Source organism: Lysinibacillus pakistanensis, assembly GCF_030123245.1.
Classification (GTDB): domain Bacteria; phylum Bacillota; class Bacilli; order Bacillales_A; family Planococcaceae; genus Lysinibacillus; species Lysinibacillus pakistanensis.
Genome location: NZ_CP126101.1, coordinates 4,404,364 through 4,421,908 on the forward strand (window position 1 = coordinate 4,404,364; position 17,545 = coordinate 4,421,908).

The window sequence follows — 17,545 nt, forward strand, 5'->3', positions numbered from 1 at the left end:
CCTCCACTTCATTTATTATTAACATGATTATACTTCAGAGCAAACACTCTTGTGAGCGTGAAAAAGGCAACCTGAACAACTCAGATTGCCTCTACCTTATGCTTTATATAATTCATCTAAAAACTCAATTTTTTTACCTATAGCATCCTCGAATGTCATGATATAGGCAGCAGGATCTTTTGGATTATGGAACTGCGTAATTTTCCCTGTTTCAGGATGAACAAATTTAGAAGAAGCGCCACAGCCGATTCCTAAAATTGTCTGTACCTCTTCCATGATCACAATATTATAGATGCTTTCCTCACCAGCTTTACTATAGCCGACATTTTCTAAATTACCTAAAATATTTTTTTGTCGATATAAATAGTACGGAACATAGTCATTTTCCTTTGTCCAATCTTGTGCCATCTGCATCATTTCTGCAACAGTATCACGATCCGCTACTTTATATTTATCCTTATTACGAGTCATCTCAGATGCACGTTTAAATGATAGTGTATGAACAGTCAATGACTCTGGTTGCATCTTAGCAGATTCTTCTAAAGAATGCTGGAATTCCTCGATACCTTCATTTGGTAAGCCGATAATGAGATCCATATTAATATTGTTCATACCTGATTCACGCGCAAGCCAAAACTTATCAACTGTTTCCTGAACCGTATGATGGCGACCAATCGCCTTTAACGTTTCATCTGTATAAGATTGTGGATTAACACTTATACGGTCAATCCCCCATTTTTTTAACACTTCTAGTTTTTCTGTAGTAATCGTATCTGGTCTACCCGCTTCAACTGTCACTTCACGGATTGTTTCAGGATGTGGAAAAGAATCGTACATCGTTTGATACAATGCATCCATTTCATGTGCCTCAATAGATGTTGGCGTGCCACCACCCCAATAAATAGATGTGATTTTCATATCGTTGTCCTTTAGCCATTTACCCATTTCTCTTAATTCAATATGTAGCCCCTCTAAAAATGTAGTGACCCGGCCATGCTTTCGGTTACTTCCAATCGCATATGCGGGGAACGTACAATAGGCACATTTTGTTGGACAGAAAGGAATTCCGATATAAACACTTATTTCCTTTCCAATGTTATCGATATCAGGAATCGTCACTAATTGTCGCTCAACAATATCTTTTAAGAGCACTACCTTTTGTGCTGACAGTCGAAAATCACGAATAAGTATGTCAGCAATTTCTTTCTCAGTCTTGCCTTCTTTTCTAAATTTATGATAGAGCTTAGTCGGACGGACACCTGTTAAAATACCCCATTGCTGTTGCATCCCCGTATATTGTTCAAGCACATCTAAAAATACATGAGACAGAGCACGTTTAATACGGATATTTAGGTCACGTCCCTCAGCCTGTGTATCATATTGAATATAATATTCATTTGTAAATTGCTTTCCCTCTACCTCTAATACAGCTTTTGTAGATATAGAACAATCCTCAGCAACATGATGCTCGAAGGATATCGACATGTCGGCTCCATCAGACTTTGCTTTTAGTTTGGAATCCTCAAAAAATAAATTTGCTATATGGTTTAATACACGAATCCAATCCTCTGGATAATTTTGATCTATGTGAATAATTTTCATTTTCTTCGCTCTCTTCTTTCAAAATTACAGCATCCATAGTGTAACAAATTTTTATTAGGTTAAGCAAAGTTACAAATAGAAGTTTTAAATAACAGAATATTCTGTCTTATTATAGACAATTTAAGTTCCTCTCTTTATAATTTTTAATAAAGGTGGTGTTGATAATGGTTCTTATAAAAAACAATTATTTTTCTTCCGCTCCAAGCTTTATTCACCAGCTAGAAGTATTATTTCATCACTTTGATTTAGAACGCTGTGATGAAAAGACCCTTTACATTACTATTTTATTAAAATATCGCTTGCATAAAGTTCCTTGTGATTTTATTTATATTATGGATCAAGAAGAGATTTACGGTGCTATCTCTATCAACAAGCACTATGAACAGGCACGAAGATTTATCCAGCAACATTTTCGACATTCTTTACTGTATTCAAACGAATTAATACTAGCGAGAAATTTTATGCAAACTTTTCATTTCAAGCGAAGTGTTCAAATCTTTGCAAAGAAGTATCCGACATTTATCTTAAATACTCCTAAAAGTAAAAACAGTAAGCTAGAATACCTCCTCTAGCTTACTGTTTTACTTCGAAACGTATTATTTTAGAAATTCCTCTACAAACTCAATTGGTACATATGTTTTATTCGCTTCTAGTAATGCAGGTGCTACATGAAGTGGATGTAAGGCTTTGTTCACACCAAACATTTTTTCACCGCGCGTAATTGTGAAAGATAAATTACCTTTTGTTATAATTGCTCCTTTACCCGTTGACTCTACCGTAAAACCACGTTTTTCAGCAATCAGGCGCAAAGGAACCATCTTCGTTCCATCCACTTCATATGAATCTGCCTCAATAATGGCGGCAATCTCTACTTCAACAGTATTTTCTACTGTATTGGCAAATTTATTTTCAAGAATGATTACTTTCGAAGGTGTTGTCTGAGCTGGGATGCTTTTTGTAGAAGCTGTATAGAAAACCACTAAATGCTTCTCTGCTAAATCCTTAGCTGTGACTTTCTCTCCCTGTGAATTGAAAAGCTCCGTCTTTTCTCCAATGTTTAATTTTAAAATATCATAAGTATTTTTTAAGTCTTCAAAGAAATAATCAACCTCAACAAATCCAACTTCCTCTGTTTCAACAATGACAACATCAGGATTGAATTGTGGTGGATAGATTAATTTTTGAGGCTTGTTGGCAAATGTATAGGCAACTATTTTATCTCCCTCCTTAAGATCCACTTTTTTCCCTGTATTATCGAAAACAGGTGTTTCATTTGTAATTTCTAAAACATTCGTTTGATCGCCATCTTTTACCGTGTAATATGTAATTTTTTCACCAGTATGGACTTTCTCAACTGTCCCATATGTATTGTTGAAAATGTGTATAGGATCAATTTGAATTTGTGGTGCTTCTGTTGGTTTTTCATTAGCTGAAGCGACTGGAACTACTGTACTTCCAAACAATAATGCTGTCATTGCTACAGGTGCAAACTTTTTCATGTTCATAAAATCTCTCCTTATTATTTAGATACATAGTAGTAGTCGATTTTAAATGGTAAAAGTTTCATTAAATAAAAAAACCATCATTTGATTTTCTAGACCTAAATTGTAAAAAACATAAAATATAAAGGGGGTGGTGGACTAGGAGGCGTGGTTAGCACTATTTATTATTCGTAATGCCTTTGCTGTATTCTACAGGTTGAATCTTGCCTGCTATTTCCTAATAATAGTCTTATAGTATTTCTTCTTGCGATTTTAGTTACTATAATTAAAAAATATAATAGTTGAAAAATTTGATTATATAAAATCAAATTAGTTTAAAGTAGAGCAATTTGATATTAAAGAATGGGGGGAAGTATGATTAAACAGATTGTAGTTTTAATGATTTGCATTCTTTGTATTTTACTATTCACGTCTACAGATAAATTTTCGGCAACAATAAGTGATAGGGATCAGAAAATAAAACAAATTGAGGTTGAAATTGAGAACAACATGAAAACACATGATATTCCGGGAATGGCCTTTGCACTTGTTGATTCTAATGGGATTATTTATTCTAAAGGTTTTGGAACATTAGATATCCGAGAAGATACACAGCAGATTGACGAAAATACAAACTTTAACTTAGGATCGCTTTCTAAAGTGTTTACCACAATAGCTATTATGCAGCTTCAGGAGAAAGGACTTTTACGTATAGAAGATCCTGTTGTTAATTATCTTCCTTGGTTTAAAACAAGAGATGCTTTAATGTCAAATCAGATTACTATTAAGCATTTACTTAATCATTCAAGTGGTTTGCCTAGTCGCCTCAATGTTCATGAAGTTAAAAGTGTAGATCGACGGGAAATTAAAATTCAAATTAGTGATAAACTACGTAATGTTATGTTAGTTGCGAAACCCGGTGAAACATTTGAATACACCAATATGAATACAGATTTGCTGCAAATAATTATCGAGGAAGTTTCAGATGTTCCTTTTACAAAATATATGGATGAAAATATTTTTAAACCTCTCGGAATGAACAGAACAGGGTATTTTACATTTGATGATCAACAACTTTCCAATACAGCAATTGGACATCGTTATCACTGGGGTAAAATTAAACCTTTTAAGGAAAAGTTAGTCTATGCTACATCTAGCTCGGCAGGGTTATCCTCAAATGCCACAGATTTAGCAAAGTTTATGATGTGTCTACTAAACGAGGGGGGGAACTCCTATGGGTAATCTGATTCGTTCAAATAGTATTAACGAAGTTTTCCAAGCTAATAAATATGGTATAGGGTACAACTGGTATATATATCCACAAAATATGTATATGGAGGGTGGATTACCTGGCTTCACTTCAACGATGGTTCTAAATTCTGATAAATCATTTGGACTTGTTCTCCTATCAAATTCGAAACAAGATATAACATTCCATTCTGGATTTAATTTATTTGATGATTTGTCAAATTAAGTGCAACAATTGCTCATTAAAAGCCTCGTTTGCAGTTTTCCAACCAAGACATTTTCTTGGTCGGTTGTTGATATAGTTTAATGATTCTGTTAGTTCTTCTGGTGATACTTTTTCGAAATTTGTTTGCTTAGGGAAGAACTCGCGAAGTAATCCATTTCCATTTTCGTTACTTCCGCGTTGCCAAGAAGAATAGGCATCCGCAAAATAAACATCAATTTTCAAGTCTTTTTCTAATACTTTATAACAGCTAAATTCTTTACCTCGGTCTGTTGTGGCTGTTTTTATAGCGCCTTTTGGTAATTTAGAATGAAGTAGACGTACTGCTCCTTCCATTGATTGAGCTGAGCGATCCGGTATCAAAAAGCCAACATACCACCGTGTCATTCGTTCAATAAATGTTGCTACACAACCTTTTGCTTTCCCACGTCCAGATACAACTGTATCTAACTCCCAATGTCCAAAGGTTTCACGTTTACGTACTTCTTTTGGGCGTTTAGAAATTGGTGTACCAATGTTAAATCTTCCTCTTGTTTCCCGGGGCTTTTGGCGCTTTCCTTTTTGACGGAGAACGGTTATAGGCACTTCTAAAAAACCCTCGTAAATCCAGCGATAGATGGTTTTAAAACTTAGCTGTCCTTGATACAAGCGGCCGACAATTTGTTCAGGCGACCAAGTATCCCACAACTTTTCTTGAACAGCTTCTTTTACTTCGGGTGTACATTTTGACTTGGCACCACAGTTGGATTTATTTTGGTGGTAACGTACCTGCGCTTCGTCAGCCGTACTACCGGCGTGGCGTTTTATTTCTCTGGAAATCGTAGAAGGTTGACGATTTAAGAGTTTCGCTATTTTACGAATCGGATAATCAAGTTCTAGGTATGTTTCTATTTTTACACGTTCTGATATGGTAAGATGGGTATAGCTCATAACGATTCCTCCGTTTGAATGTTTGTGTGGTAACTACATTCTACACGAGGTCGTTATGGGCTTCCTTTATATTGACTTCTGGGTGTTGCACTTAATATTACAATCCGTCATTTAGAATAGTGGAAGGAGGAACTCCTAAACCTTTATTAGGTGAGGATTTTCCAAAGGTGAAATCTGCCGCTAAAATAATTCTCAGTATTACAATGTTCATTTGTACTATTTTAGTCTATGTAGTAGGAACAACATTCTATAATTTAGCAAAAGAAAGACATACAGTAACTTTTGTGAAACCAAGTTTCAGTAAATTTTGTATGATGATTTTATTGCTAGCATTGTACTTCGGAGTAATGTATTATATTTATGTTTTATTTCCTTATTACGTGGGAGTTCCTTCGTTATTCGACTTTCAAAAAGAACCAGATATCACATCAGGATTGATTATATTAAGTATAATGTATACATCATTATCTTTTGTTTTATTCTTGAAAATCCTAATAATTCAAAAGGTTAAATTATCAAAAACCCCCATTAAACTATCTTGTTAACGAAGCCGTTTAGATAGTTAGAAATTAAACAACCTTATAGAGCCTTCTACAATATGATTTGTAGCGAGGCTCTTATCAGAATTAAATACCATTATTCTCATTTTAGATGAAGGAAATTTTTCAATCAATTTTTATTCTTCCTTTTTAGAGAGGAAGGTGGTTCCTCCATATTAATACAATTCCTATTCAAATGAGCCTGACACGTACCATAAGGGTTGTTCATCGCATTTACTAGTTTAGTCTATTAAATGACCAAAATGTTTTTTAGGGCAATGTTTCAGTGACTACCTTTCAGTTTCGCTTAATCCTGTAATATCTATGCCATTTAAGGCTTGTGTAGCTAGACGATCCGCTTCTGAATTCTCTTTCCTGGAAATAAGCTGATATTCTGGTTGAATATTGAGATCCTCTAACTTCGCATCAATTTTATCTGCCCAGCTCGATAAATCCTTTTCCAGCGCAGGCCATTCCCCACTTAATTGATTAATCACGACTTGAGAATCACCAGTGAAACAAACAGGTAAATGATGAACATTCAGTAAATCAAGCTCAACGATTGCTAAATAAAGCGCTGCATATTCTGCCTCATTATTGGAATTTAACTCTGATGAAAAGGCATTTCTTCTTAATCTATACGGTTTACCATTTTGCTCATAATAAATGACACACCCTAGCCCTGATTGTTTTGTAGCACGATCAAAGCCACCGTCAAAATAAACAGTAATGTTATGTGGCTCTGTCTCAATTTCCTTTAAATAGGCCTTCAGCTCCTTTAGCGACCAGTTTGTTTCCTGTCGATCAATACAATGCAACGATTTAACTCTCCCTGTTCGCTCCATATCCTCTGCTAGTAGTACTGCTTGAGCTGCTGGCATTTCTTCTGAACGTAGTACAGTTGTTGCACCCTTTAGCGCCTTATATGTCCATTCAATAATTACATGCATAGTACTTACCTCCATATTTTTTAAAATTAGTGTATAAAGTGAAAACGTGCCTCGACATGGAGACACGTTTCTTTCCTAATTGTTATATGTGCAAATAAGAGTTTATTTATTCCTAATTCTTTAATTAGCGACGGTTACATTATATTCCCTCATACAATGTTTGTATAGGTTTAACTAAAATACGATTTACCTCTTCAATCACCTTGCTTAATTTCATTTCTGCTTCAAGCATTGAAGATATTTTTTCATTTTGCTGGGCAAGCTGAGACGCCTTTTGAGCGTACACTAGTTCATCTTCCAAAATATCCTCACCTGCTAATTGCTTTTTCTGTAGCTCAATTTGAATTTTACGGAAGTTTGTAAAAACATTTAATGCCTCTTCATCATTCTTTACTACTGAAACCGCCTTTTGCAACTCTTCGAATTCCGGTGTTTTACGGAAAGTTGCCTCTAAAGCATTAATTTCATTATAAATATTAACCATTCTTTTATTTCCCCTTTTTAAATAAAGTAGACAATTAACCCTTGCACAATCCCAATCAAGCCACCAAGAACTGCACCTAGTACTGTAATCATTTTAAACTCACGTTTTGAAATGCCTAGTACAAGCTCCTCTAGCTTCGCCACAGGGAAAGAATCAACCTGCTCACGAACTACTTCCTGTAAATTTAAGCGTTTTAATACATCCTCTAATTTCTCTTCGGCTTTAACAAAAGCTTTTTCAATAACTTGAGAAATGACTGTTTCCTTCATCCATGCATTGCCTTCTGGCCAGTAATATGAAATGGGATGATCCAAACGATCCTCAACTGCTAGCTGCTCTTTTACATAACCTTGCACTTTCATTAATATTGAATCAAAACGAATATCCTGTAAAAAATCCATCGCAGGGCGTTCTTTTAATTTATCCCACTCCTGTGTAAAGATTTTCGTTAATAATGCTGTTGTACCTGGTGCCTGCATGAATTTTATGAGCTCGCGCTGAACCTTTGCCACAAGCGAAGAAGAGTCACCTAAAAACATATTGATCATTCCACCAAGTGAACCTTTAGACGACAGAAAATCATCAATCATAGCTTTTATTGTTAATTCGCCCTCAGGTGATAAAAAATAATCCTCACCCTTCTCTAATATATGACGAACTGCTACTGGAATCTTTGCGTCAATTGTTTGTTGAATATCTGCCGATAACAGTGTATGAATTGACTTCGTTGATAATGTATTCTTCATCGACTCAAATTGTCCCTCAACAATTGCTTCAATCTTGTTTTCAATTGTTGTTGGCATATTAGAAAATCCAGCTAATGTAAGCCAATCCTGAATTGTTTTATCATTTGTAAAAATAGTTTCTTCTACCTTTGTTTGTACAAACTGTTCTACTTTGTCCTGAATATCTTTAGAAAAGAATTTTTTCCTAAAAGTTTCAGGTGTTAATAAATAATTTACAACCGTTAGTCCAAGCTGCCTCGCTAATTCATCACGTCGTTTTGGAATAAGTCCTGGTGTAAATGGTACACGCCAATTTTTAATATATATTGCTTCATGTGGACGAAAAAGCATTTTTATAGCTAGGTGATTCGTTACACCACCGATAGCAGCTCCAATAATGGCCATAAATAGTAAAGTCACTAGAAAATTATCCATTAGTACCCTCTCATTTCAATTGTATTCACGATTGGCGGATTTTGTCGCCTATTGCACTCATTATAGCAGAGCAAGGATTTTCAGCGAAAGAAAAACCCCTAGATAATTGAACACCTTTTAATCATTTTCTTTAGGTGGAATAGTTGCAAATTTACTACTATCCTTGAATAATATTAACTACATATAAAAGAAATGGGGTTTGTTTATGATTCAGCATTTCAATTTTAAGCCTTTATTTGAAAATTCTCAGCTTCCCGGCTGGGCTATTTCTTTCTTCTATCAACGCGAACGCTATACAGCTGAGTATTTAAAGGATGGCAATATCCAATGGACTGGATCTATTCCACCAAACGAAGAAGATGTTAAAAAAATGATTCATGAGCTTATGTTGTATCATGTGTACGAATAATAAAAAGTAGTACCTTTCTCGTGTAATCAGCTTTTAAATATACCCATTTTTTACTAGCGAATGCATATCATTTATGCTAAAAATATTTCCATCTATTGAAATTGCCGCATTTTTCTTATACATTTATGTTATCAAATTGATAATAAATGTTTTGAATGCAGGGGGCTATTTCAATGAGTAAAGTCACACTTTTAGATGACTTAAACAGTTATAATTCAAAAGCATTAATTCGTGCAAAAATAAAAGAAGTTTTTTCTGAATTTTCCGCTAAAATTTTTGAATTAGTAGATGAAGCTGACACTATCAATAGTAAAAAATTCGAGTTACTTTCTGGCTATAAAAGTGATTTTTACAATGAATTTTGCAGTCAATTAAAAGCCTTAATCGACACTCCGACTAGCTCATTCGGAAAAAAATCTGTAAAAAATATGTATTTAACGTATAATGGCAAAAATTATCTTTTAACACAGCAAGGTATTACGGAAAAGGCACCTGTTACCATATCATGCTTTACAGGCGAAATTCCATTCAAAGAACCACTTCATGATGTTGAAAAAGCGTGTTTAAAATTACGCTTCCAACAAGAATAGTATTAAAGCAAAAGGAGCCCTCTCACTTACTGAGAAGGCTCCTTTGTTTGATGCTATTAAAAATAATTCATTTAAAAAATTCGCAGATAAAGCTCTCTTGAGATTTTTGACGTGTCGTTTTTTATGAGATAAAATGCTTCCTTCTCTAAATAAACTATCTTTGCTCCTTTTAAAGGTAGCATAATGATTTTTGATTTTCAATATTTTGACGTTAGTAAAATACGGATTGATCATAAAAAGTGGTTGTCAATATTTGTGTTTTGCCTCTGAATATTTTATGATTGAATCATCCAACAATTTTTTAAATCATAGGAGGTGTACACTTTGTTTACTTCCCTCATTTGGGCAGGAACAAAGGAATTATTTGGACGGAGACATATTGGAGATAACCATTAGGTTGGCGGCATTTGCCCTACTAATAATCATGACAGGATTTTTCGTTGCAACGGAGTTTGCAATTGTTAAAGTGAGATCAACACGTATTGATCAATTGCTAGCAGAAGGTCATAAAAAAGCAAAAAGTGCAAAACGTGTTGTTTCAGATTTAGATGAATACTTATCTGCGTGTCAGCTAGGTATTACCATTACAGCACTTGGCTTAGGTTGGCTTGGTGAACCTACTTTTGAAATTATTTTACACCCAGTGTTTGAGTTTCTAAATTTGAATGGTAGTATTACATCTATCCTTTCATTCATACTTGCATTTTCAATCGTAACGTTTATGCATGTAGTTATAGGGGAATTGGCGCCAAAAACACTTGCCATCCAAAAAGCAGAATTAGTGACATTAAACTTTTCTGGCCCATTAATTTTATTCCACAATATAACGTACCCAATTATTAAGTTATTAAACGGATCTGCACGTGGCTTAACAGGCCTTTTTGGTCTCAAGATGATGTCAGAATCAGAAGTTGCTCATACTGAAGAAGAGCTGCGTATGATCTTGTCAGATAGTTTAAAAGGTGGAGAAATTAATAATTCAGAATATGAATATGTAAACAGTATTTTTGAGTTCTCAGATCGACTTGCAAAGGAAATTATGGTACCACGTACTGAAATCGTCGGAATTGAAAAAGAACTTACCATTAAAGAAGTATTTGATTTAATGGGAGTTGAACAATACACTCGTTATCCGATTCTTGATGGTGACAAGGACCATATTATCGGCTTAGTCAATATGAAGCACTTATTAACCGCTTACATTAAAGATCCTGCAAATGGTGATAAGCCAGTAATTGACTATATGCAGCCGATAATTCGTGTGATGGAAACAACGCAAATTAACGATTTGCTACTTAAAATTCAGCGTGAACGCATTCATATGGCCATTTTAATGGATGAATATGGTGGAACATCTGGTTTAGTGACGATTGAAGATATTATTGAGGAAATTGTCGGCGATATTCAAGATGAATTTGATGAGGATGAGATCCCAGAAGTACAAGAAATTGCAGAAGATCATTTTATTTTAGATGCAAAGATGCTAGTAGAAAATGTAAATGATATGCTAGGTACTGACATAGAAGATGATGATATAGATACAATCGGCGGTTGGTTTATGACAAAGCGCTTTGATGCAGTCGAAGGAGATAGCATTAAAGAGCAAGGCTATGAATTTATCGCAAAAGAATTAGATGGTCACCATATTTTATACTTAGAAGTTCTGAAGTTACCTGAACGTGATTTATCAAATGAAGATGTAAATGACTAAAAATCAATTCCGCCTTGGCGTAATTGCGTCCGGATTTTGAATTGTGCCTGGCAATTCATTCCTTTGAAAATCCGCGACATCCACCGGAGGCTTTATCTTCTTCCTGAATGAAGATAAATTGACCTTGTTTTATTTACTGTGTTACGATTAACATCGCACTAAACAGATACAAGCTATAAAAAATGTATATAGCTCACAACCTATAGTGATTGGGAGCTTATAGCAATAACATTATAAACTGTAGCAACGACTCCCTTTCAAAGAAGGGAGTCGTTTTATAATGCCCGAAAGTTTTGCGAGGAGGAAACAAAATGGAGCTTTATACAAATTTACGTCAAGGGGAAAAAGGTGCTTGGTTATCCATCGCAACATATTTGGTACTAAGTTCTATAAAATTAACAATCGGCTATATTGGTGCTTCAGAAGCGCTAAAGGCAGATGGATTAAATAATACTACTGATATCATCGCCTCTATTGCAGTACTTATTGGATTACGAATCGCACAAATTCCACCTGACTCTAATCATCAATATGGGCATTTGCGTGCCGAAACGGTTGCCTCACTTGTTGCATCGTTTATTATGTTAATTGTTGGCTTACAGGTGCTTATTAATTCGATAAAAGGTCTTTGGGAGCCTGTTAGTACAGCACCATCATTAGTAACTGCCTATGTCGCAATTGGCAGTGCCGTAGTGATGTATATCGTTTATCGCTATAATTTAGCACTTTCTAAAAAAATAAAAAGTGCAGCTGTAAAGGCAGCAGCCTATGATAATCGTTCAGATGCGCTAGTTAGTATTGGTACAGCAATCGGGATTTTCGGAGCTGTTTTCGGCTTTCCAATTATAGACACAATTACTGCACTTCTCGTTGCTCTTCTAATTATTAAAACAGCAATTGAAATCTTTTGGGAGGCTGTTCAAAGTCTCACAGATGCATTTAATATTGAAGAAGTAGAGACTTTGTCTGTCCTTATTCGCAATGTTGATGGAGTCATCGAGTTGTTAGACTTTAAGGGGCGCGCCCATGGCAATATGTACTTTATCGATGTAACTGTCACTGTGGACCCTTACTTAAACGTCTTTGAAAGTCATCGTATTACAGAGGAGATTGAAAAAACGATTACTCGTGAAAATCGATTCTGTCAGGTACTCGTGCATATTGAACCACATATTGAAATCATTCCTCCAGCAAACGACAACAAATCTCCTACCAAATAAATGGCAGGAAATTTCATATTGTTGAAATACTATTATGTCAATGAAATCAAGGTGACAAATCAAAAAGTATAGCCCTTTTTCAAAACGAGGGGTTGATCTCCGTTCCGACTGAGTGCTTTCCTGGGGGCGTCCGATGAGCCGCTTCACTCACGCTTTAGGGTCTCTCTGTGACGCTGAATCCCCGAGGAATCACTCAGTCTACACTCCAATCAACCATTGCTCATAGTATTTTCATTGGCATTTCACATAAATGTATAGTGATAAATTGAAGTCTTAACCATCACTATTTTGTGCGCAAAAATGGAGCTTTGATAACATTTTTCTATTCGACAGCAAAGTGGCTTTATATAAAGGTAGAAATTAGTTTTATGCATAAACATAAAATGTAGGTTGACAACTATAGAATTGTACCACTATTCTATCTATTTAATGATAGTAAGTAATATGCTTTTACTTTACTTTTAAGGGAAGAAAACATTTAAAGTTCTACACTATTGCTGATTGGAGTGGAAGGCTACTCGACTCCCGTGGGATAGCGAGACAGACGAGACCCTGCACGGAGCGTCAGCGCAGGAAGCGGCTCGTCGCTCGCCCACAGGAAAGCGAGTAGCCTGGAACGGAAATCACCTTCATTTTGACCAAATATTTACAAAGAGTCCCTTGACTATTTAATTTTTCAACACTATGAAATCTCCTACCAAATAAATGGCAGGAAATTTGTTGTTATTTAATTGCTATATAAATATCAACCTGTGCTTCTTGTGGGTTGGCACATCGTTCATCATAGCTCTCAAAATCACCTGTGTATGCTCTTTCTATTTCTGAGCTGGCAAACCAAGCCCAGATATCCTGCCAAGCCTTAATTACAATGTCTGGCATTGACCCTTTCTCTGAAGTAAAAACTAAATATTTAGCAGCCGGTATTGTTTTTACGACCATCCCTTGTGTGATTTCATCTGTAGCTGCTACTTCTACTCCAAGGGTAATTGAATAATCTCCATTAACATCTGTTTCATAGTCCGAATATAGACCGAATATAACTTCATTGACTGGATTTTTTATTTGTCCCATCACTTCTTGCTGATAAAAATCTGACCATAATTTAGGAATTTTAGCTTGAGGCGTAATTTCATTGGCATTGCTCGTTTGAGCTGAAATCCCTACGATTTGAAATGATTCTCGTTCTATCATTGTTGGCTGTTTTATTTCTTCTCTTCTCCATCTTTTTAAACCTGGTAAGAAAGAAGTTAACATTTGGCGTGCTTCTTCTTCAGCCATACCATCTTCCTTTAAATGTGGTACACAAATCTCAACCATTTCCTCAACTGTCAATCCTGGCTGCTTAAACTCTCCTAATTCATAACAATACATGCAATAGTCCTGGCTTTTCTGACCTTCTTTATCTGTTCCTAACAATGCTTCATTTGCTAATGGCATACCACAGCTTTGACAATAACTTTGCATATTTCATCCACCCTTCATACTATTTGTTACGACTATAGCAAAGGAAACCTGACAGCTGTGTGTCATCTTTTTTAAATAAAAATTAAATACCTTTATATAGCTCTACAATTTCCTGTGCTCGCTTTTGCACAATAGCTCTAACATGGGGCGGTTCTATTACTTTTATACGGTGACCAAAGCTTAGGAGAAAACCATATAGCCATTCATCCTCTGGCAATGAAATATTAACTGCTAAATTTTCATGATCTATATGCTCTGCGCCAAATGTTTCCTCCACTAAAGTTGTTATTGCTGTATCGAATGATAAGTTTAGCTTGATGACATTTTGGGGGCGATGCCACTCTTTGTTCCAAGGTAATTCAGACAAATGAACTTCTTTGCGCTGGAAGGTTATCATCTCATCTTTTAAATTTTTCATTCTAGCTATTTTAAATAAGCGAAAGTCTTCTCTTAATGTACAGTATCCGTAGACATACCATACCTTTCCTTTTTGTACTAATGTATGTGGCTCTAAAAAACGAGTGGTTACTTGACCATGTGTTGTAGAGTAGGTGAAGCTTACACAATGTGCCTGTTCAATTGCTTTTTTTAATAGTGTAATCTGCTCCTTAAAAACAATAGATGGTCCCCAAGGGCTAAGATCAATAAATAGTTGATCAATAGATTGTTTTATTTCTTCATCAGCAACACTTGTTAATTTTTCGAGCACGGCTTCCGCATGGGCATCCTCATAAGTTGTAAGTGCACTTTTAATAGCGATGGAAAGTGAGGCAAGCTCCTCCTTTGTCAGAACCTGTTTATCGACACGATATCCCTCTATCAAGCTTATTCCACCGTTAACACCCTGTTGGCTCAAAACAGGAATTCCAGCACAGCTAAGTGTTTCGATATCACGATAAATTGTACGAACGGATACATTAAATAATTCAGCAAGCTCCTGTGCTGTCACTTTTTTTCGATTTATTAAAATCATTGTCATCATTAAAAGACGCTCTAATTTCATGTTTCACCCATCCCTTATCAATCTCAGCTGCTACTATTTTTATTCCATAATGTCATTTTAGTCATCCATCAAGTATTTTTCATCACAAATTAACTATTTTGTTTTGCATTTTAATTACTAATATCCTATCTTTTTTAAGTATTTTTTAAGTACTTTTTGAGTTTTATTTAAGTCGAATGTACTATAATAACGCCTGATAAATTATTACAATCATTATACTATTTTTACAATATAAGAAAAAAACAAGTTTAATACAAGAATTTATCAGGAATTATTTGATTTCGCTAAGAATAGTTTGATAATAAACGCTTATACAATTATTTCAATTCTCTTAACACAACAGACAAAACTTCCATCCTCTTTATAGAGCGCTGAAAACTATAGTATCTATTTGTGGCAAAGAATTTAGTGCTTTGTTTTATGAAACCTCAATAGGATTATGAAAAGTGAAATTACGAGTACTAAATCTTAGTGTCAAATTTTTATTTTTAAGTGAAATTCACTTATTTAGTGCTCACTATATATTAGGAAGCCTTTTCAAACACAATGAACTAGAGTTTAATGGTTTTCAATTTAATTGTAAAAAGGAGATTTTGATGTGATTAGAGCCGTTTTAATAGACAATGAACCACTAGCTTTACACTATTTTCAAAATAAACTACAAGCATTTCAGCAAATACAGGTGATGAAAACCTTTACTAGTGTAGAGACATTTCTTCAGGAGCTTCCAACATTAGAATTTGAGGCAATTTTTTTAGAGGTAAAGCTCAATGAACTGACTGGACTGGAAGTAGCTGATATCGTCAAAACGGAGCGTCCATATGTTAGTGTTATTTTTATAACTTCCCATCAAGAGTTTGCATTACAGGCATATGATATCGGAGGGCTTGATTATTTACTTAAACCAATTAATCATGCTCGTTTAGAAAAGGCTATTGCTCGAATTGAGCATGAATATTCCATACAGCAACTCATTCAGAAGGCTTCGAAAACGATGCTAAACGTTCAATGTTTCGATCAATTTGCTGCCTATAGCAACAATAGTTTAATTGCCTTCAAAACGGAGAAAACAAAGGAATTATTTGTATATTTTATTTTACATCCAAACATTCCTATTCACCGTGATTATTTAATAGAAATTCTCTGGCCTGATTTAGACTATGTACGGGCAAAATCGAATCTTCATACAGCTTTATCTTATTTAAGAAAAACCTTAAGCAATATAGGTTATGCGAACTGTATAGTATTTTCCAATAAATATTATATCTTTGAAAAGCCTAATATTCTTTGCGACTTATATGATTTTCAAAGATATTATGATGATTTTTCAAAGCAGGAGTTTCCACCTATTTCCTTAATTAATCAATGTATTTCCATTTATAAAAATGGGCTTCTTATTTTTGACGATTATGAATGGGCCACAGCCTATAAAGATAAATTGACTAAATCATACATAGATTTATTAGAAAAAGGTTTTCAAGCTTCCATCTTAACGGATACGTCAAAGGCACTTGAGTTCTTAAATAGCCTACTAGATTTTGACCCATATAATGAACAAAAACTTCAACACTATTTACACATTTTAATAAACACTGGGCTATACGAACAGGCATACAGGGTATTTCAAGACTATGAACAAAAATTAAAAGAAGATTTAGGCCTTTCGCCGAGCTCAACATTACTAGAAATTACAAATAAATTTTTTATTCAAAAATAAACAAGCAATTTCGCCTTGGCGTAATTGTAGCTGCCGCTGCTGCTACGCTTACGCGCATAAAACATCTGCCGCTTTGCTTTCGATACAAAAAACATTTGCTGAATGAAGATAAAAAAACGACGGGCTACTACATATTTGTAGGAACTCGCCGTTTTAATTTACCTTTTACACACCACTACCCTCTGTCAGTCCGTGTTTTACGGCATAAAGAGCCGCCTGTGTACGATCCTGCACCTGTAGCTTCGTAAAAATATTAGATATATGGGTTTTTACAGTTTTCTCTGTAACGAATAAGGAGGAAGCAATTTCTCGGTTACTTTTCCCTTTTGTTAGCTCTGCAAGTACATCCTGTTCACGAGGTGTTAGCGGGTTTAATGCATGAGGTGCATTTTCAGATTCTTGTCGATCCATTTCTAGCGTTGATGTGGCCTCTGGGTGAAGAGTATTTTCGCCACGCATTATTCGGCGAATAGACAATACCAACTCATCAGGTTCTATATCTTTTAATTGATAACCAGCGGCACCTGCCTCCATAGCTGGAACGACATGATCCCGATCCGAAAAGCTTGTAAGCATCAAAATTTCAATTTGTGGCAATTTCGCTTTAATGCGCTTAGTTGCCTGAATACCATCCATTTCAGGCATGACTAAATCCATAAGGATAATATCTGGTTGTATGCTTTCTGCTAAAGCAACTGCCTCCAGTCCATTTTTTGCTTCCCCTACCACTTCAATGTCTTTCTGCGTTTTTAAAAAAAATAATAATCCACGACGTACTACATGGTGATCATCTGCAATTAATACACGTATCATT

General features: G+C 35.1%; 17 protein-coding genes. 8 read left to right on the forward strand and 9 right to left on the reverse strand.

The window, feature by feature from the left end; all coding sequences use genetic code 11:
- Positions 1-96: 96 nt before the first annotated feature.
- Positions 97-1,602, reverse strand: a complete 1,506-nt coding sequence (locus QNH24_RS21955) for a coproporphyrinogen III oxidase (protein ID WP_283869543.1) — start codon at positions 1,600-1,602, stop codon at positions 97-99.
- A gap of 164 nt (positions 1,603-1,766) precedes the next feature.
- On the opposite strand from QNH24_RS21955, the gene QNH24_RS21960 reads away from it, so the two are divergent.
- The gene (locus QNH24_RS21960; RefSeq protein ID WP_283869544.1) at positions 1,767-2,174 is read left to right on the forward strand and encodes a hypothetical protein; all 408 of its coding nucleotides are present in this window, start codon (positions 1,767-1,769) and stop codon (positions 2,172-2,174) included.
- Positions 2,175-2,198: 24 nt separating this feature from the next.
- Here QNH24_RS21960 and QNH24_RS21965 read toward each other — a convergent pair whose 3' ends face one another.
- Positions 2,199-3,107 carry a stalk domain-containing protein gene (locus tag QNH24_RS21965; RefSeq protein ID WP_283869545.1) on the reverse strand — a complete coding sequence of 303 codons (909 nt, stop codon included), beginning with the start codon at positions 3,105-3,107 and terminating at the stop codon, positions 2,199-2,201.
- A gap of 351 nt (positions 3,108-3,458) precedes the next feature.
- Between QNH24_RS21965 and QNH24_RS21970 the strand changes: the two genes are divergently transcribed.
- Both QNH24_RS21970 and QNH24_RS21975 read left to right on the forward strand, forming a co-directional pair.
- Complete coding sequence (locus tag QNH24_RS21970; RefSeq protein WP_283869546.1) at positions 3,459-4,325, forward strand: serine hydrolase domain-containing protein; 867 nt, start codon at positions 3,459-3,461, stop codon at positions 4,323-4,325.
- Positions 4,318-4,557: a hypothetical protein gene (locus tag QNH24_RS21975; protein WP_283869547.1), complete on the forward strand. Its 240-nt coding sequence runs from the start codon at positions 4,318-4,320 to the stop codon at positions 4,555-4,557. Before QNH24_RS21970 ends, QNH24_RS21975 begins: the two co-directional genes overlap by 8 nt.
- Here QNH24_RS21975 and QNH24_RS21980 read toward each other — a convergent pair.
- From QNH24_RS21980 to QNH24_RS21995, 4 genes are all read right to left on the reverse strand, one after another.
- On the reverse strand, positions 4,549-5,484 hold the full coding sequence (locus tag QNH24_RS21980) for an IS30 family transposase (protein ID WP_283869548.1): 936 nt from the start codon (positions 5,482-5,484) through the stop codon (positions 4,549-4,551). The genes QNH24_RS21975 and QNH24_RS21980 overlap by 9 nt on opposite strands.
- Before the next feature lie 829 nt (positions 5,485-6,313).
- The gene (locus QNH24_RS21985) at positions 6,314-6,973 is read right to left on the reverse strand and encodes a ribonuclease H family protein (protein ID WP_054771991.1); all 660 of its coding nucleotides are present in this window, start codon (positions 6,971-6,973) and stop codon (positions 6,314-6,316) included.
- Between the two features lie 139 nt (positions 6,974-7,112).
- Positions 7,113-7,457: a YlbF family regulator gene (locus QNH24_RS21990; RefSeq protein WP_283869549.1), complete on the reverse strand. Its 345-nt coding sequence runs from the start codon at positions 7,455-7,457 to the stop codon at positions 7,113-7,115.
- Between the two features lie 17 nt (positions 7,458-7,474).
- Positions 7,475-8,617, reverse strand: coding sequence for a DUF445 domain-containing protein (locus QNH24_RS21995; RefSeq protein ID WP_283869550.1), 1,143 nt, complete (start codon positions 8,615-8,617; stop codon positions 7,475-7,477).
- Positions 8,618-8,822: 205 nt separating this feature from the next.
- Here QNH24_RS21995 and QNH24_RS22000 point away from each other — a divergent pair, with 205 nt between their 5' ends.
- The 4 genes from QNH24_RS22000 to QNH24_RS22015 all read left to right on the forward strand — a co-directional run bounded on the left by QNH24_RS22000 (position 8,823) and on the right by QNH24_RS22015 (position 12,547).
- Positions 8,823-9,026, forward strand: a complete 204-nt coding sequence (locus tag QNH24_RS22000; RefSeq protein ID WP_054771990.1) for a YheE family protein — start codon at positions 8,823-8,825, stop codon at positions 9,024-9,026.
- Positions 9,027-9,199: 173 nt separating this feature from the next.
- Complete coding sequence (locus QNH24_RS22005; RefSeq protein ID WP_283869551.1) at positions 9,200-9,616, forward strand: hypothetical protein; 417 nt, start codon at positions 9,200-9,202, stop codon at positions 9,614-9,616.
- Positions 9,617-9,995: 379 nt separating this feature from the next.
- Positions 9,996-11,327, forward strand: coding sequence for a hemolysin family protein (locus tag QNH24_RS22010; RefSeq protein WP_283869552.1), 1,332 nt, complete (start codon positions 9,996-9,998; stop codon positions 11,325-11,327).
- Positions 11,328-11,638: 311 nt separating this feature from the next.
- The gene (locus QNH24_RS22015) at positions 11,639-12,547 is read left to right on the forward strand and encodes a cation diffusion facilitator family transporter (RefSeq protein WP_054771989.1); all 909 of its coding nucleotides are present in this window, start codon (positions 11,639-11,641) and stop codon (positions 12,545-12,547) included.
- A gap of 723 nt (positions 12,548-13,270) precedes the next feature.
- Here the strand turns inward: QNH24_RS22015 and QNH24_RS22020 are convergent.
- Positions 13,271-14,011, reverse strand: coding sequence for an effector binding domain-containing protein (locus tag QNH24_RS22020; RefSeq protein WP_283869553.1), 741 nt, complete (start codon positions 14,009-14,011; stop codon positions 13,271-13,273).
- An 82-nt stretch (positions 14,012-14,093) separates the two neighbouring features.
- Positions 14,094-15,014, reverse strand: a complete 921-nt coding sequence (locus QNH24_RS22025) for a helix-turn-helix transcriptional regulator (RefSeq protein WP_283869554.1) — start codon at positions 15,012-15,014, stop codon at positions 14,094-14,096.
- A gap of 598 nt (positions 15,015-15,612) precedes the next feature.
- On the opposite strand from QNH24_RS22025, the gene QNH24_RS22030 reads away from it, so the two are divergent.
- The gene (locus tag QNH24_RS22030) at positions 15,613-16,731 is read left to right on the forward strand and encodes a response regulator (RefSeq protein ID WP_283869555.1); all 1,119 of its coding nucleotides are present in this window, start codon (positions 15,613-15,615) and stop codon (positions 16,729-16,731) included.
- Positions 16,732-16,896: 165 nt separating this feature from the next.
- Here the strand turns inward: QNH24_RS22030 and QNH24_RS22035 are convergent, their stop codons facing one another.
- Positions 16,897-17,544: a response regulator gene (locus QNH24_RS22035; RefSeq protein ID WP_283869556.1), complete on the reverse strand. Its 648-nt coding sequence runs from the start codon at positions 17,542-17,544 to the stop codon at positions 16,897-16,899.
- Between the last annotated feature and the right edge of the window lies 1 nt (position 17,545).

What these genes read in the sequence shown, in the direction of transcription:
- QNH24_RS22000 (WP_054771990.1), top strand. Translation starts at nt 8,823, where the DNA reads ATGATTCAGCATTTCAATTTTAAGCCTTTATTTGAAAATTCTCAGCTT.
- QNH24_RS22005 (WP_283869551.1), top strand. Translation starts at nt 9,200, where the DNA reads ATGAGTAAAGTCACACTTTTAGATGACTTAAACAGTTATAATTCAAAA.
- QNH24_RS21990 (WP_283869549.1), bottom strand. Translation starts at nt 7,457, where the DNA reads ATGGTTAATATTTATAATGAAATTAATGCTTTAGAGGCAACTTTCCGT.
- QNH24_RS21985 (WP_054771991.1), bottom strand. Translation starts at nt 6,973, where the DNA reads ATGCATGTAATTATTGAATGGACATATAAGGCGCTAAAGGGTGCAACA.
- QNH24_RS21960 (WP_283869544.1), top strand. Translation starts at nt 1,767, where the DNA reads ATGGTTCTTATAAAAAACAATTATTTTTCTTCCGCTCCAAGCTTTATT.
- QNH24_RS22015 (WP_054771989.1), top strand. Translation starts at nt 11,639, where the DNA reads ATGGAGCTTTATACAAATTTACGTCAAGGGGAAAAAGGTGCTTGGTTA.
- QNH24_RS21975 (WP_283869547.1), top strand. Translation starts at nt 4,318, where the DNA reads ATGGGTAATCTGATTCGTTCAAATAGTATTAACGAAGTTTTCCAAGCT.
- QNH24_RS21995 (WP_283869550.1), bottom strand. Translation starts at nt 8,617, where the DNA reads ATGGATAATTTTCTAGTGACTTTACTATTTATGGCCATTATTGGAGCT.
- QNH24_RS22020 (WP_283869553.1), bottom strand. Translation starts at nt 14,011, where the DNA reads ATGCAAAGTTATTGTCAAAGCTGTGGTATGCCATTAGCAAATGAAGCA.
- QNH24_RS21980 (WP_283869548.1), bottom strand. Translation starts at nt 5,484, where the DNA reads ATGAGCTATACCCATCTTACCATATCAGAACGTGTAAAAATAGAAACA.
- QNH24_RS21955 (WP_283869543.1), bottom strand. Translation starts at nt 1,602, where the DNA reads ATGAAAATTATTCACATAGATCAAAATTATCCAGAGGATTGGATTCGT.
- QNH24_RS22035 (WP_283869556.1), bottom strand. Translation starts at nt 17,544, where the DNA reads ATGATACGTGTATTAATTGCAGATGATCACCATGTAGTACGTCGTGGA.
- QNH24_RS21970 (WP_283869546.1), top strand. Translation starts at nt 3,459, where the DNA reads ATGATTAAACAGATTGTAGTTTTAATGATTTGCATTCTTTGTATTTTA.
- QNH24_RS21965 (WP_283869545.1), bottom strand. Translation starts at nt 3,107, where the DNA reads ATGAACATGAAAAAGTTTGCACCTGTAGCAATGACAGCATTATTGTTT.
- QNH24_RS22025 (WP_283869554.1), bottom strand. Translation starts at nt 15,014, where the DNA reads ATGAAATTAGAGCGTCTTTTAATGATGACAATGATTTTAATAAATCGA.